Source organism: Mesonia maritima (genome assembly GCF_042433895.1).
In the GTDB taxonomy this organism is placed as follows: Bacteria; Bacteroidota; Bacteroidia; order Flavobacteriales; family Flavobacteriaceae; genus Mesonia; species Mesonia maritima.
This window is the reverse complement of record NZ_JBHLUA010000011.1, coordinates 1-15,958: the sequence shown is the minus strand read 5'-3', so window position 1 is coordinate 15,958 and position 15,958 is coordinate 1. Positions and strand designations below refer to the sequence as shown.

The window sequence follows — 15,958 nt, the reverse complement described above, 5'->3', positions numbered from 1 at the left end:
AGCTTGAAAACTTTACTTTTGTGCTTATGCAATTACTCAGAAAATTATTATTTCCCTTTTCAATTCTCTACGGAAGTTTAGTTTGGTTTCGGAATAAACTTTACGATTGGAACATAAAATCTTCTAAAAACTACGATTTCCCAGTGATTTGTGTAGGAAATTTAAGTGTTGGCGGAACCGGAAAATCACCAATGATTGAATATTTAATTGAATTATTGAAAGATGATTTTAGAATTGCAAACCTAAGTCGCGGTTATAAACGGACGTCGAGCGGTTTTTATGTACTGAAAGGAAACGAAAAAGCTACGTTAACCGGCGACGAACCGCTACAATTTAAACGGAAATTTCCCGCTATAGAAGTTGCCGTTCATGAAAATAGACAAGCGGGAATTAGGGGTTTACGTGATTTACCAAAACCTCCTGAAGTAATTTTATTGGACGACGCGTTTCAGCATAGAAAAGTTGAAGCAGGATTAAATATTTTATTGACTTCCTACGGAAATTTATTTTGCAACGACTTTATGTTGCCAACAGGAAATTTGCGCGAACCAAAAGCTGGTGCAAAACGAGCGCAAATTATAATTGTTACGAAATGTCCGGAAAATTTATCGGCGAACCAACAAAACAAAATCAAAGAGCAATTAAAATTAGATACAAAGCAAAAAATCTATTTCTCAAGAATTGTTTACGATAAGCATGTTTATAATGAAAACGATAGAATTCCGTTAGAAAATTTTCAAGAGTTTACGCTTATAACAGGAATTGCCAACCCAAAACCTTTAGTTGATTTTTTAAAGAAAAAAGAATTAAAATTTAATCATTTAGCTTTTCCCGACCATCATAATTTTAACGCTCAAGAAATCGAAAGACTTTCGAAAGTTGAAAAAATTCTTACTACTGAAAAAGATTTTATGCGGTTAAAAGGTAGCATTCCAAAGGAAAAATTATTTTACATTCCTATAAAAACCGCTTTTTTACAAGATGGAGAAAAACTCAATAAGCAGCTAACTACTTTTGTGAACGAATTTTAAGGACTTTGTATATTTTTTCAAAAAAGAGTTCTGTTTTATAAGGTTTCGGAATAATTTCAGTAAAACCATGTTCTAAAAATTCTTCAACACCTTCATTAATGCTTACCGCGGTTAACGCAATAATTGGTGTAGAACTGTCGTGTTTTCTAATGGTTTCTGTGGCTTTAATTCCGTCCATAATCGGCATATGAATATCCATTAAAATAACATCATAAGAAGTTTTAAGCGCTTTTTCTACGGCAACTTTTCCGTTATCGGCGAGATCGATATCCATTTCGCAACGTTCCAGAATTTTTTTAGTGATTTTTTGATTCAGTTTATTATCCTCGACTACTAAAATTCGTTTCCCGCGGAATAAATTGGTCTGTTCTTCTTGCGAAACTTTTTTAATCTTTAAGTCCTTATTGGTTTTTTCCAAAACTTTTTCAAATTCTAATTCAAAATAAAATAACGATCCTTTTCCTTCTTCACTTTCCAGATGAATATCACTTCCGAGGAATAAAAGCAGGTTTTTCACAATAGGTAAACCGAGCCCGGTTCCACCATATTTTACGTTTATTTCATCGGGACCTTGATCGAATTTTTGGAAAATAGATTTTTGCTTTCGCTTTGGAATTCCTACGCCGTTATCTTCAATTTCAAAACGAATAGTTACTTTTTTATCGCTCTCTTTTACCAATTGCAAACGAATCCAAACCTCTCCGTTTTCAGCAAATTTTATAGAGTTTCCAACCAAGTTGATTAAGACTTGGGAAACTTTCAGCATATCGCCATTTAGTTTTACAGGAATTTTTTCATCCATCTCTAAATGGAGCAATACATTTTTATCTTCAGCAGGTTTTCGAAGCGTATTTAAAAAGTTTTTCATGTGAGATTTCAAATGGAAATCTGTACTTACTTTTCTAACTTTATTAGCTTCTAACTTATTTAAATCTAAAATGTTATTAATTAACGAAAGTAAATGCTCCCCGGAATATTTTAAGGAGTTTAAATGCTCTTTTTGCGCGTCGGTAGGGTCTTCTTTTATTAATAAATAAGTTAAACCGGTAATCGCGTAAATGGGCGTTCGCAATTCATGCGTAATTGTAGACAAAAATTGTTCTCTAGCTTTTGTAGCGGCTTCAGCTTTTTCTTTGGCTTTTACCAATTCTTTATTTTTTTTCTGAAGAAGCGTATTTGCTTTTGCTCGTAAATTATTGTTTTTATAAAGTGATAATGTAAGTAACGAAAGAATGGTAATTAACAAAACACTCAACACAATTGCTAACTGATTGAATTTAAGCGATTTTTCTTGTTCAGAATTTGTCATTGATAATTTTGAAATCGTGTCTTGCGATGAATTTGTTTTTCGTTTTGCAATTTCATTGCTAATCATTCTATTACTAAAATTTAGTAACGAATCTTTGTACTGACTACTTTTTGAAGCATACTCAAAAGCTAAAATTGGTTCGTTTGAAGCACTATAAATTTCGCTGAATAATTCTAAAATTTTAATAGCCAGTATATCTAATTGCTGATTTTTAGCAATAACCAAAGCTTTTTCTGCATTGGTTAAGGCGCTCTCATAATCTTTTAATTGAAGGAGTGCAGAACCTATATTATAGTAATTTTCAGCTAATTCAGTTTGATTATCATTTTTCCGAAAAATTTCTTCCGCTTGCTTAAAATAAACAATTGCTTCGGTGAAGTTTTCCTGCTGAATTAATTTTTCGCCTTGAATTTTATATTTTAAAGCTTTAACTTCTAAAGTTATTTTTATCGGTAGACTATCAGCTTTTAAAATATAACGATCGGTCTCGTTGAAATTCTCGTATTTTAAATTCAGTTGCGCATACAATAAATAAGAAAGATATAAACACTGTGAAGGGTTTGTTTTTTCTAAATTAGAAATAGCTGAACTCACGTGTTCTTCAGCATCATTATAATTTTCTAATTTAAAGTAAGTTTTTGCTAAATAGAAATTTACAATTCCTATATTTTGAGTATTGTTTTGACTTCTAGCAATTTTAAGGGCCTGATAAAGACCTTCTAAGGTATAAGAAATATTTTTGTAGCCTTCTTTTTGAACCGAACTGCTAATCGTTTTTTTTAACAATTCAGCTTCTGGAGCAGATTCATCGAGACTACATTCTTGCGCAATACTATACATAGCACTACAGAAGAATACTAAAAAAATTAACATTTTTTTTCTCATGAATCTCTTATCCCAGCCGATAAGCTGTAAATATAAATAATTAATTAGGATAAAGCATAGAAATAAGATCGATTATTCTATGGCTGTAACCTCGTTCATTATCATACCAGCCTATTAATTTAACTAAGTGTTTATCAATAACCGAAGTCATTTGTGCATCGAAAACACACGAGTGAGAATTTCCCAAAATATCAACCGATACAATTGGACTTTCGGTATATTCTATAATTCCTTTAAATTTCTCTTCGGAAGCTTTTTTAAAAAGCGAATTAATTTCTTCAATAGAAGTATTTTTTTTCACATTTAAGGTCATATCGGTAAGCGAACCATTTGGCACGGGAACCCGAATTCCGCAACCGCCAATTACATTACTTAATTCAGGAAAAATTTTTGTGAGTGCTTTTGCAGCTCCCGTAGTTGTAGGAATTATAGATTGTGCAGCTGCTCTTGCTCGACGTAAATCGCGATGCGGTTTATCATGCAAACTTTGATCTGAAGTATAAGAATGCACCGTAGTTATATAAGCTTGTTCTACTTGAAAAGCTTCGTGAACCAATGCTAACATTGGCGCAGCGTTATTGGTCGTACAAGAAGCATTCGATACAATAGTTTCTGAACCATCTAAAATATCGTCATTTACACCTATAACAATAGTTTTTATATCATCATCAGCCGGTGGCGCACCTAAAATAACTTTTTTCGCTCCTCCAGAAATATGGTTTTCTAAAATTGATTTTGTTTTAAATTTCCCGGTACTTTCAACAACAATATCTACATTCCACTTTTTCCAAGAAATATTTTCGATTTTAGTTTGATTGGTAAGCGGATACTTTTTCTGATTTACAATAATGTAGTTTTCAGCAAAACTAACCTCTTCATTTAAAACTCCGTGAATACTATCATATTTTAGAAGATGAGAAAGCGTTTCAGCATTTGCTAAATCGTTTATGCAAACCACTTCAATAGATTCATGATTCAGCAATAATCGAAATAAACTTCTTCCTATTCTACCAAACCCATTTATGGCAACTCTTATTTTAGTTTTCATAAGAGATAATTAGTTGATATGTTTTTGCGCTTTATAAGAAGATCTTACCAACGCGCTACTTTCAACGTGTCTAAACCCTAAATCGAGTCCGATTTCTTCATATTTTTTAAATTGATCTGGCGTAATAAATTGTTGAACCGGAAGGTGTTTTTTACTAGGTTGTAAATATTGACCGATGGTTACGACATCTACGTCTACCGATCTTAAATCGTGTAAAGTTTGAATTACCTCTTCTTCTTTTTCTCCTAAACCGAGCATAATTCCAGATTTTGTTCGGTTTATTCCTTGCTTCTTTAAATAATCTAGCACGGCTAAACTTCTATCGTATTTTGCTTGAATTCTAACCTCTCGCGTAAGTCTTTTCACGGTTTCCATATTATGCGAAACCACTTCTGGGCTTACTTCTACAATTCGGTCGATATTTCGCTCAACACCTTGAAAATCTGGAATTAGCGTTTCTAACGTTGTATTCGGATTCATTCGTCGAATCGCTTTTACGGTTTCCGCCCAAATAATAGAACCCATATCTTTTAAATCGTCACGATCTACACTTGTAACTACCGCGTGTTTAATATCCATTAATTTGATAGAGCGGGCAACTTTTTCAGGTTCATCCCAATCTAACGTATCGGGTCTTCCTGTTTTTACACCACAAAAACCGCAAGATCGTGTACAAACATTACCGAGAATCATAAATGTCGCGGTTCCTTCACTCCAACATTCACCCATATTTGGGCAACTTCCTGAAGTACAAATTGTATGCAAATCATATTTATCTACCAGTTTACGTAAATTGGTGTACTTTTTTCCTGTAGGAAGTTTCACCCGAAGCCATTTCGGTTTCTTTTTATGTTCTGGTGCGGTTAAGGTTTCTGTAGCCATATTATTGCTTTCTAATGTTCAAAGATATGAAATTTGACAATGATGACTGAAAATTGACTGATGGAATTCTATAGAAAATTTAGATGCAAAAATAGCTTTCTGCTATTCATTTTCTTTAATGATTTCAGCTAATAATTTTTTGGCTCGAAGTAATTTTACTTTTACGTTATTGATAGGTTCATCTATCGTTTCAGCTATTGCTTTGTAACTTAATTCCTGAAAAAAACGCAAATGAATAATTTCTTGATAATGTGGCTTTAGGTATTTAATTAAACTTAGTAATTTGGCTAGATTCTGTTCAATTATTAAGCTATCTTCTGCAGTAGGAGTTTCGTCTGCTATGTTTTTTTCAGCAACTTTATCTACACGGGTAGTATCTATAGTTTTAATTCGTAGTAAATCTACGTGAACATTTTTCGAAATTGAAATAAGCCAGGTACTAAATTTATATTCCGGATTAAAATTATTTATTTTATCGAAGGCTTTAGAAAAAGTTTGTACAGTAACTTCTTCCGCTTCATATTCATTTTGCGTTCTTTTAAGTTGAAAATTATAAACCAGACTCCAATATTTATCTAGCAAATATTTGAAAGCCAACTGACTTCCTTTTTTTGCTTCTTGAATTTGAACATCTAGTTCGGTAGAATTCATAGAAAAACTATTAAAGCTAGCAAGTAATTAGGAAAAAATCACTTTGCTTTCTCTGGATTTTCACACTTTTCATCGGGCATTTTTCCGCAAAAACTGCAAGGTTCTCCAGATTTATTTAAATAAGGATTTTGGCTAGCACAAGTTCCCGCAAATTTACCATCTTTTTTTGCCCAAATTTTAATGGCAATTCCGGCAAACGCCAATCCTAAAAGTACTATAGATAAAATAAGAAGTTTCATACTGCAAAAATACAATTATTCTGGTTCACTCAAAAACTGAGTCGATAATTAATAGTTTGTTTACACTATTTAACTAAAATTTAGGCTAATACGGTATACTACCAGCCAACATTCACTTTATATTAGCGGTTCAAATCAACTAAAAATTAATATTATGAAAATTAAGAATTTATTGTTAATCGGTGCATTGTCTATGTTCGCTTTTACTGCGTGTAAAGACGAAAATAAAAAAGATGATATGGACGATGCCGATGATATGGAAATGAACGACGAAACAGCAGAAATGGATGATATGGACGAAATGGACGCTGAAAATGATGCTGATTATGAAAATGAAATGGATGCTGACGCTAATGAAAACGAAATGAATTTAGCGCAAGTTGCTATGGCTTCTCAAGATCACAGCACATTAGTTTCTGCAATACAAGGTGCAGGAATGGTTACAAAATTAGAAACTGAAGGTCCTTACACAATTTTTGCTCCAACTAATAGTGCTTTTAACGAGTTACCTAAAGGAACCGTTGAAGAATTAATGAAGCCTGAAAATAAAGAAAAATTAGAGGCTGTGTTAAGTTACCATATCATACCTGGTAACGTAACTGCTATGAAATTAAAAGAACTTATTAAATCTAATAAGGATAACGAATATGAATTAGTAACCGCTAATGACGGAAAACTTATGGCAACTGTTGATAATTCTGGAAATGTAATTTTAACTGACGGAAGAGGTAAAAAAGCAACGGTTGTGGCTGCAGATATGAATGGATCGAATGGAGTTATTCATTCTATCAATTCTGTATTGATGAGAAAATAAATTGAAGTTTGTTTAAGTTAAGTAATGAAAAAGCAGTACTATTTTTAAGTACTGCTTTTTTTATGAAATAATATTCACTTCAGTTTCTAACGAAATTCCAAATTTCTCTTTAACCGCATGCTGAATTTCTTCAGCCAGTGCTAAAATTTCTTCACCGGTAGCATTTCCATAATTTACTAAAACTAAGGCTTGTTTTTTATGAACGCCGGCATCGCCTTTTCGAAAACCTTTATAACCGGTTTCTTCAATTAACCAACCGGCAGGAATTTTTATGGAATCTTCGTCTATTTTATAAGAAGGAATTTCAGGAAACTTCTCTTGAATAGCTGAAAATAAATCTTTACTGATAATCGGATTTTTAAAAAAACTCCCACTATTTCCTAACTCTGCAGGATTAGGTAATTTCTCCTGCCGAATTGAAATAACTGCTTCAGCAACATCTTTTATCGTAGGATTAGCAATATTTTTTTCATCTAATTTGCTAAGAATCGCGCCGTACGAAGTTTTTAATTTGTGCTTATTTTTGGTTAAAGCGAAAGTAACTTTTGTAATAATATATTGACCTTTCACCTTATTCTTGAAAATAGAATTTCGGTAACCAAATTCACATTCGGCTTTCGTAAAAACTCTGTGTTCTAAACTCTGAATATGAATTGCTTCACATTCTACAAACGTATCTTTTAGTTCAACCCCATAAGCGCCAATATTCTGAATAGGCGAAGTTCCCACATTTCCGGGAATTAGCGCTAAATTTTCGATTCCACCATAATTATGCTGAATGCACCAAAGTACAAATTCGTGCCAATTTTCACCGGCGCAAACTTCAACAAAAACTTCATTTTCAGTTTCACGAATAATTTTTTTTCCTTTTAAATTAACGTGAAGTACTGTTTTTTCTAGATTTTCAGTAAGCAACATATTACTTCCGCCACCGAGAATAAGAATTTCTGAAGCATAAACTTGTTGTAAAGCTTGAATTAAATCGTCTTCATTTTCAATACTTACAAACTGTTTGGCCTCGATATCAAGACCAAACGTATTGTATTGCTGAAGCGAATAATTTCGAAAAACCTTCATTAATTATTTTGGTAAACTTTTAAAGCTTCCTCTAAAATCTGAACAGCTTTTATTAAATTTTCTTTCTGCAAAACGTAAGCTATTCGAACTTGATTTAAACCGGTATTTGGCGTAGAATAGAATCCCGCAGCCGGCGCAATCATTACCGTTTCATTATTATAATCGAAATCTTCTAAAAGCCATTTTGCAAAATCATCAGCATTTTCCACCGGTAATTCAACAATGCAATAAAAGGCTCCTTTTGGTTTCGCTACACGAACTCCCGGGATTTTTTCTAGCGCTTCAATTAAGGTATTTCTTCGATCTACATATTCATTAATTACATCGTCAAAATAGGACTGTGGTGTTTCGAGCGCTGCTTCACTTGCAATTTGCGCGAATGTTGGCGGACTTAATCTTGCTTGAGCAAATTTTAAAGCAGTACTTATAAATTCTTTATTTTTTGAAACTACACAACCAATTCTAGCTCCACACATACTGTAACGCTTAGAAACCGAATCTATCATAATCGCATTTTCTTCCAAACCTTTCTGACTCATTACCGAATGATGCGTAGCTCCTTCATAAGCAAATTCGCGGTAAACTTCATCGGCAACTAAAAATAAATCATGTTTCTTAGCCAAGGCTGAAAGTTCATCCATCTCTTCTTTCGTATACAAATATCCTGTAGGATTTCCGGGATTACAAATTACGATTGCACGGGTTTTTGAAGAAATTAATTTTTCAAATTCAGCTACAGGAGGTAATGCAAAACTATTTTCAATAGAAGCTTTTACAGGAACAACTTTCACCCCTGAAGCCGTGGCAAAACCATTATAATTTGCATAAAAAGGTTCAGGAATAATCACTTCATCACCAGGATCAGTTATACTTCCCATGGTAAACAATAAAGCTTCGGAACCACCGGTAGTGACAATAATATCATCAGCATTCACAGGAATTCCGCGTTGTTGATAATAATTAGCTAATTTTTTTCTATAGGATTCAAAACCAGCTGAGTGACTATACGAAACAATTTCTAACGTATTGTTTTTAACCGCATCTAAAGCGACTTTCGGGGTTTTAATATCAGGCTGACCGATATTTAAATAATATATATTCTTTCCTTTTTTTGTTGCAGCTTCAGCATAAGGAACTAATTTTCTAATAGGAGATTCCGGCATTGCCAGACCTTTTGTGGAAATCGCAGGCATAACTTTATTTTTGTTGGCAAATTTGCAAAATTATTAGAAGAATTCAGCTATAAATTATGAAAAGATAAAAACGATATTAAATAAAAATGCCCTCAAAAAAATTTGAAGGCATTTTTCAAAATTATATTTTTTTTATGTGACTATTGCTCTAAAACACTTTTATCGTCTTTTTTATTTATATAACCTTTAATCTTTAAAGGAACGGTAGGTGTATCTGCATTAGAATAAACAGTAACTGTTTTTCTAATCGGCCCCGGACGTTTAGTATCATATTTTACCTGAATTTCTCCTGTTTTACCCGGTGCAATCTCTCCTTCAGGTTTTTTGGGAACAGTACAACCACAAGTAGATTTTACATCCTTAATTATTAGTGGTTTGTCACCGGTGTTGGTAAATGTAAACGTACGCACGCCATCGCTACCATATTCGATATTTCCGTAATCAACTACATCAGAATCGAATTTTATTTTTGCTTGTGCATAAGTTGCAATTCCTACAAAGAAAAGAATTGTAACCATCATTAAATTTTTCATAATATTAGATTTAGGTACTAAATTAATAATAAAAATCATTTATCAAAATATTGATATTAATAAATTGAACACTTTCAAAATAATCTTTATATAAGTACTTTTGCTTACTTAAAACCAAAAATTAGACCAAAGATGGCGATTGCTGCAAAATATAATGCAAAAGAGATTGAGGAAAAGTGGTACGACTACTGGATGCAAAATAAATATTTTCATTCTGAAGTAAATGAAAAAGAGCCATATACCATCGTAATTCCGCCACCAAACGTAACCGGGGTTTTACATATGGGCCATATGTTGAACAATACCATTCAAGACGTGTTAATTAGAAGGGCTCGTTTGCAAGGCTATAATGCTTGCTGGGTACCGGGAACCGATCACGCCTCTATTGCTACTGAAGCGAAAGTTGTAGCAAAATTAAAAGCTGAAGGAATTGATAAAAATACCATCTATCGTGAAGAGTTTATGAAACACGCATGGGAATGGACTGAAAATTACGGAGGGGTAATTTTAAATCAGTTGAAAAAACTTGGAGCCTCTTGCGATTGGGATAGAACAAAATTCACCTTAGATGAAAAATTATACTCTTCAGTAATCAAATCCTTTGTAGATTTATATAATAAAGGCTTAATTTATCGTGGTTACCGAATGGTAAATTGGGATCCCGAAGCCAAAACCACACTTTCTGATGAAGAGGTTATTTATGAAGAAAAGCAAGGGAATTTATATTACATCAATTATAAAATTGAAGGTAGTGACGATACTCTAACCATCGCTACTACCCGACCTGAAACTATTTTTGGTGATAGCGCGATTTGTATCAATCCGAATGATGAGCGTTTTACTCATTTAAAAGGGAAAAAAGCTATTGTTCCAGTTGTAAATCGCGTCATTCCGATTATTGAAGATGAATATGTTGATCTTGAATTTGGTACCGGTTGTTTAAAAGTTACGCCAGCTCACGATGAGAACGATAAAAATTTAGGTGAAAAACATAACCTAGAAGTCATCGATATTTTTAATGATGATGCTTCTTTAAATGAATACGGACTCCATTATCAGGGGAAAGATCGTTTTCAGGTACGAAAAGAGTTTGTTAAAGAACTAGAAGAAAAAGGATTTTTAATTAAAACCGAACAGCATACGCATAAAGTAGGAACTTCAGAAAGAACCAAAGCAGTTATTGAACCTAAAATGTCTGACCAATGGTTCTTGAAGATGGAAGAACTAGCGAAACCAGCCATTAAAGCGGTTTTAGAAACTAAAGAGGTAAAACTTTTCCCAGATAAGTTTAAAAACACTTACAGCCATTGGATGAACAACATTCGAGACTGGAATATTTCACGCCAACTTTGGTGGGGTCATCGCATTCCCGCGTATTACTACGGAAACGGAAAAGAAGATTTTGTAGTCGCTGAAACTCGAGAAGATGCGTTACAATTAGCTATTCAAAAAACCGGGAAAGATAATCTTTCTGTCAAAGATTTAAGACAAGATGACGACGCGTTAGACACTTGGTTCTCTTCTTGGTTATGGCCAATGAGTGTTTTTGACGGAATAAATCATCCTGATAATGAAGAGTTTAAGTACTACTACCCGACGAACGATTTAGTAACCGGTCCCGATATTTTATTTTTCTGGGTGGCTAGAATGATTATTGCAGGATATGAATATACCGGCAAGAAACCATTCAACAATGTCTATCTAACTGGATTGGTACGTGACAAACAACGTCGCAAAATGTCGAAATCTTTAGGGAATTCTCCAGATGCCCTTCAACTGATTGAAGATTTTAGTGCCGATGGAGTTCGAGTTGGTTTGTTGCTAAGTAGTGCTGCTGGAAATGATTTATTATTTGACGAATCACTTTGCCAACAAGGGAAAAATTTTGGTAATAAAATCTGGAATGCCTTCCGTTTAGTAAAAGGTTGGGAAGTAGATAAAAATAAAACACAACCCCAATCGGCTAAAATTGCAATTGAATGGTATAAAAACACCTTCCAAAAAACATTGATAGAAATTGAAGATCATTTTTCTAAATATAGAATTTCTGATGCTTTAATGGCCACTTATAAATTAATTTGGGACGATTACTGTTCTTGGTTATTAGAAATGGTAAAACCACCTTATGGTGAAGGAATCGATACACAAACATTTAATGAAGTGATTGCGCTTTTAGAAGATAACTTAAAAATATTGCATCCATTTATGCCCTTCTTAACCGAAGAAATCTGGCAAAACATTACCGAAAGAAGTAAAGAAGATGCGTTAATTATTTCATCTTGGCCAAAACAAACCGATTTCAACAAATCATTTATCGGTGATTTTGAAATGGTAAAAGAAGTAATTTCAGGCATTAGAACCATTCGAAAAGAAAAGAACATTTCTTTTAAAGACACGATTGAACTAAGTGTAATTAATAATGAAAACCTCAAAGAAGATTACGATGCGGTAATTGGTAAACTGGGCAACATTTCCACCATCAATTACGTAAAAGATCAACAGGAAAACGCACTTTCTTATCGTGTAAAATCTAATGAATATTTTATTCCGATGAAAGGCACAATTGATGTAGAAGCAGAGATTGAAAAATTACAAGAAGAATTAAAATACAATCAAGGTTTCTTAAAATCGGTAGAGAAAAAACTTTCTAACGAACGTTTTGTCAACAACGCTCCAGAAAAAGTAGTGGCGATGGAAAAACAAAAGAAAGCCGATGCAGAAGCAAAGATTGAAGCCATTGAGCAAAGCTTAGCAAGCCTTCAGTAATTGAAAAAAGTCATACTGAGCATGTCGAGATGTAAATAATTTCAAACATAAAACTAAACGTCTAGTGAAAACTAGACGTTTTTTGCTATCTTCAAGACCAATTAAACTGTAACAATTTTCATTTATCCACGTCTATTAGATATGGGAAAACTTTGGTTAGGCATCATATTTATACTTTCCTTTTTTAGACTTCAGGCAGAAGAGCTGAAGCTAGATCCAATTATTTTCCCTAATGCTGAAGTTGTTAACGAAAACACTTTCCGTATTCCTTTCAAACTTATCGATCATTTAATGGTAGTGGAAGCAGAATTATTAGACAAAAAAGGAAATTTCATTGTAGACCGTCGATGCCGCAAATCCTATTTTGGAATACGATGGCGAAGGAAATGTGAACTGTGTAAAAATGGTAAAGTAATTAATTAAACCTTGCCTGAAATTTACCCGGACTCACTTTTTTAATTTTTTTGAAAACACGGTTAAAGTAAGACCTGCTCTCAAAACCACATTCCATATAAATATCTTTTATTTTTCGGTCTTCTTCTTTTAAAAGTTTAGTAGCTAATTTAATTCGTTCTTCATTAATAAATTCAACAGGAGAGATTCCCATTTCATTTTTAAATACTCTGTAAAAATTAGATTCACTCATATAAGCCTGATTGCTTAAATCTTCAATACAAAGGTTTTTATGAATATTTTTTCTAATAAACTCAATAACATAGCGCAATCTACTGCTCTGATGAAATTTATTTGAATTCTCTAAATAAGCCTTTTTAGAATTGGTTTGCAGAACCCGAATTACTAATTCTTGTAACATATTATCTACAAACAAATCTTTAGATGGATGATTTTCTGTAAACAGATAAAGTAATCGCTGAATAATTTGAAAAATTTCTCTGTCGTTACTAAAATGAAAATTATAATCCATCAAACTCCAATCACGCTTATCAAATTTAGGTAGCTTCTCATTCATTAAATGAAGTGTTTCCTCAATCTTATCTTCAGAAATTGCCATCGCTAAACACCGAGTAGGATTTTTTTCTTTCGCTTCAGGAAAATCAATGCGCATTACTTCTTGAGCTGGTAATACTAACGACTCTCCCGGTAAAAAATCAAAGGATTGACTATCCTTTAAATGCATAATTTTTTTTCCTTCCAACATACTTGCCAAAACCGGCTGGTCAAATTGCAGCAGAACATGCTCTGCCATTTTATGAGTTTCAAAAACATGCATTGCGGCATTACTCATCGTGTAAGTGGTTTGGTTTTCCACCATATCCTGTAAACTTCGGTTTTCAAAAAATCTTTTAGAAAGCATTATTCTATTATTAATATGACAACAATAAATCACATAAATTAAGTTATATCTATAAATATAATACATATTTTACGAGTTTAATAAGTTTTAATAGTATTGTTCACCATATTAATAGTATTGTTCAAAATATAACCAAAGTATCTGCATAATTTTAATAATCAGAAACCTAACTAAAATTTAATATTATGAGCAATACAGCTACAACATCAAAAACAGAGATAAAAAAACCTCAGTTTAAAAATCAATATGAAAACTTCATTGGCGGTAAATGGACTTCCCCTACAAAAGGAGAATATTTTGAAAACATCTCTCCTGTAGATGGAAAAAGCTTTACTAAAATTCCGAGATCCACAGAAGAAGATATAGAAAAAGCTTTAGATGCAGCATGGGCAGCAGCCCCTGAATGGAACAATTCTTCAGCAACATATCGTAGTAATTTACTATTAAAAATAGCTGACGTAATAGAAAATAACTTAGAAGCTTTGGCCAGAGCAGAAACTTGGGATAATGGTAAGGCCGTAAGGGAAACTATGGCAGCCGACATGCCATTGGCAGTAGATCATTTTAGGTATTTTGCCGGAGTAATTAGAGCTGAAGAAGGATCTGTTGCAGAACTAGATTCAAATACAGTTTCTTTAAACGTACCTGAACCTCTTGGAGTGGTAGGGCAAATTATCCCTTGGAATTTTCCAATTTTAATGGCCGCATGGAAAATAGCTCCAGCACTAGCCGCAGGAAACTGTGTTGTCCTAAAACCTGCTGAACAAACACCGGTAGGAATTTTAGTTTTAATGGAAATGATTGAAAATATTCTTCCTGCAGGGGTTTTAAATATCGTGAACGGTTTTGGTGCCGAAGCCGGGAAACCTTTAGCGTCTAATCCAAGAATCAATAAAATTGCATTTACTGGCGAAACAACTACGGGACAATTAATTATGCAATATGCTTCAAAAAACATCATTCCGGTAACTTTAGAATTAGGAGGAAAATCACCTAATGTTTTCTTCGAAAGTATTATGGATGCCGACGATGAATATTTTGATAAATGTATTGAAGGTGCTGTAATGTTTGCACTTAATCAAGGTGAAGTTTGTACTTGTCCCAGTAGAATTTTAATACAAGAAAACATCTACGAAAAATTTATTGAAAGAGTGATTAAACGTACCAATGCCATAAAACTAGGACATCCGCTAGATCCAAATACGATGATGGGAGCACAAGCGTCTAACGATCAATATGAAAAAATCCTGAATTATATCAATATTGGTAAAGAAGAGGGGTGTGAAGTATTAGCTGGTGGTGAAGCTGCTTACAACGAAGGACTCGATGGAGGTTATTATATTAAACCCACTATCTTAAAAGGAAACAATAAAATGAGAGTATTCCAAGAAGAAATTTTTGGCCCTGTGGTTTGTGTAACTACTTTTAAAGATGAAAAAGAAGCTATTGAAATTGCAAACGATACTTTATACGGTCTTGGAGCTGGAGTTTGGACACGTGACACACATCAAGCCTATCAAATTTCTAGAGCTATTAAAGCAGGACGTGTTTGGGTAAACTGTTATCATAATTACCCAGCACATGCACCATTTGGAGGTTACAAAAAATCAGGAATTGGAAGAGAAAACCATAAAATGATGTTAGATCACTATAGACAAACTAAAAACATGTTAATCTCTTATGACAAACAAAAATTAGGATTCTTTTAATGGAAATCCCTAGAGTAAAAGTCACAGAACGAGCAATAGAAGTCATCCAACAGCTTAAAGAGAAACATGGCGAATTGATGTTTCATCAAAGTGGAGGTTGTTGTGATGGCTCTTCTCCAATGTGCTTCCCAAAAGGAGATTTAATGTTAGATAACTCAGATATTCTGCTCGGTGAAATTGCTAATTGTGAATTCTATATTTCTAAAGATCAATTTGAATATTGGAAACACACACAACTTACCGTAGATATAACAGAAGGTAGAGATTCTAGTTTTTCATTAGAAATTCCTCTAGGACTACGATTTATCATAAAATCCAGATTATATACTGAAGAAGAACAAAGACAATTAAAATCCATCTAAAATATAAAACAGATTAATTTATATGATTTAAGTTCAATTATCGAAAATACAATTTCATCCTAATAAGGTCAATTGTCGTGCCATATAATCTTCTATTAAAAACAGAGTAACTCAAACAAAAAAAGCCCCCTTCATCTAGTGACG

15 protein-coding genes are annotated in these 15,958 nt (G+C 33.2%); 6 read left to right on the top strand and 9 right to left on the bottom strand.

The annotated features are described in order from the left end of the window. The first annotated feature begins 26 nt into the window (after positions 1–26). Positions 27–1,031, top strand: coding sequence for a tetraacyldisaccharide 4'-kinase (gene lpxK, locus ACFFGL_RS06585; protein WP_309730631.1), 1,005 nt, complete (start codon positions 27–29; stop codon positions 1,029–1,031). Here lpxK and ACFFGL_RS06580 read toward each other — a convergent pair. The 5 genes from ACFFGL_RS06580 to ACFFGL_RS06560 all read right to left on the bottom strand — a co-directional run bounded on the left by ACFFGL_RS06580 (position 1,009) and on the right by ACFFGL_RS06560 (position 6,045). Then, a complete protein-coding gene (locus ACFFGL_RS06580; RefSeq protein ID WP_309730633.1) occupies positions 1,009–3,213 on the bottom strand; it encodes an ATP-binding protein in 2,205 nt (734 codons plus the stop codon). The two genes, lpxK and ACFFGL_RS06580, sit on opposite strands and share 23 nt — an antisense overlap. 52 nt (positions 3,214–3,265) lie before the next feature. Continuing rightward, positions 3,266–4,273: a type I glyceraldehyde-3-phosphate dehydrogenase gene (gene gap, locus ACFFGL_RS06575; protein WP_309730635.1), complete on the bottom strand. Its 1,008-nt coding sequence runs from the start codon at positions 4,271–4,273 to the stop codon at positions 3,266–3,268. A gap of 9 nt (positions 4,274–4,282) precedes the next feature. Next, complete coding sequence (gene lipA / locus ACFFGL_RS06570) at positions 4,283–5,155, bottom strand: lipoyl synthase (RefSeq protein ID WP_309730637.1); 873 nt, start codon at positions 5,153–5,155, stop codon at positions 4,283–4,285. Positions 5,156–5,257: 102 nt separating this feature from the next. Beyond that, on the bottom strand, positions 5,258–5,806 hold the full coding sequence (locus tag ACFFGL_RS06565) for an RNA polymerase sigma factor (protein ID WP_309730639.1): 549 nt from the start codon (positions 5,804–5,806) through the stop codon (positions 5,258–5,260). 38 nt (positions 5,807–5,844) lie between these two features. Next, positions 5,845–6,045 (bottom strand): membrane or secreted protein, encoded by a 201-nt coding sequence (locus tag ACFFGL_RS06560; protein WP_309730641.1) that lies wholly within the window; start codon positions 6,043–6,045, stop codon positions 5,845–5,847. 154 nt (positions 6,046–6,199) lie between these two features. Here ACFFGL_RS06560 and ACFFGL_RS06555 point away from each other — a divergent pair, with 154 nt between their 5' ends. Then, a complete protein-coding gene (locus ACFFGL_RS06555; RefSeq protein WP_309730642.1) occupies positions 6,200–6,859 on the top strand; it encodes a fasciclin domain-containing protein in 660 nt (219 codons plus the stop codon). Positions 6,860–6,919: 60 nt separating this feature from the next. Here the strand turns inward: ACFFGL_RS06555 and murB are convergent, their stop codons facing one another. The 3 genes from murB to ACFFGL_RS06540 form a co-directional block, all read right to left on the bottom strand. After that, positions 6,920–7,936, bottom strand: a complete 1,017-nt coding sequence (murB, locus tag ACFFGL_RS06550; RefSeq protein WP_309730644.1) for a UDP-N-acetylmuramate dehydrogenase — start codon at positions 7,934–7,936, stop codon at positions 6,920–6,922. Beyond that, entirely contained in the window at positions 7,936–9,129 is a 1,194-nt protein-coding gene (locus ACFFGL_RS06545) for a pyridoxal phosphate-dependent aminotransferase (protein WP_309730646.1), read from the bottom strand. The genes murB and ACFFGL_RS06545 overlap by 1 nt, the downstream gene beginning before the upstream one ends. Positions 9,130–9,269: 140 nt before the next feature. Next, positions 9,270–9,662, bottom strand: coding sequence for a DUF1573 domain-containing protein (locus ACFFGL_RS06540; protein WP_309730647.1), 393 nt, complete (start codon positions 9,660–9,662; stop codon positions 9,270–9,272). 132 nt (positions 9,663–9,794) lie between these two features. Between ACFFGL_RS06540 and ACFFGL_RS06535 the strand changes: the two genes are divergently transcribed. Further along, a complete protein-coding gene (locus tag ACFFGL_RS06535) occupies positions 9,795–12,428 on the top strand; it encodes a valine--tRNA ligase (RefSeq protein ID WP_309730649.1) in 2,634 nt (877 codons plus the stop codon). 141 nt (positions 12,429–12,569) lie between these two features. Next, complete coding sequence (locus tag ACFFGL_RS06530; RefSeq protein WP_309730651.1) at positions 12,570–12,851, top strand: hypothetical protein; 282 nt, start codon at positions 12,570–12,572, stop codon at positions 12,849–12,851. Here ACFFGL_RS06530 and ACFFGL_RS06525 read toward each other — a convergent pair. Next, complete coding sequence (locus ACFFGL_RS06525; RefSeq protein WP_309730653.1) at positions 12,844–13,809, bottom strand: AraC family transcriptional regulator; 966 nt, start codon at positions 13,807–13,809, stop codon at positions 12,844–12,846. The two genes, ACFFGL_RS06530 and ACFFGL_RS06525, sit on opposite strands and share 8 nt — an antisense overlap. Before the next feature lie 119 nt (positions 13,810–13,928). Between ACFFGL_RS06525 and exaC the strand changes: the two genes are divergently transcribed. Beyond that, entirely contained in the window at positions 13,929–15,452 is a 1,524-nt protein-coding gene (gene exaC, locus ACFFGL_RS06520) for an acetaldehyde dehydrogenase ExaC (protein ID WP_309730654.1), read from the top strand. Then, positions 15,452–15,814 (top strand): DUF779 domain-containing protein, encoded by a 363-nt coding sequence (locus ACFFGL_RS06515; RefSeq protein WP_309730656.1) that lies wholly within the window; start codon positions 15,452–15,454, stop codon positions 15,812–15,814. The genes exaC and ACFFGL_RS06515 overlap by 1 nt, the downstream gene beginning before the upstream one ends. Positions 15,815–15,958 lie beyond the last annotated feature (144 nt).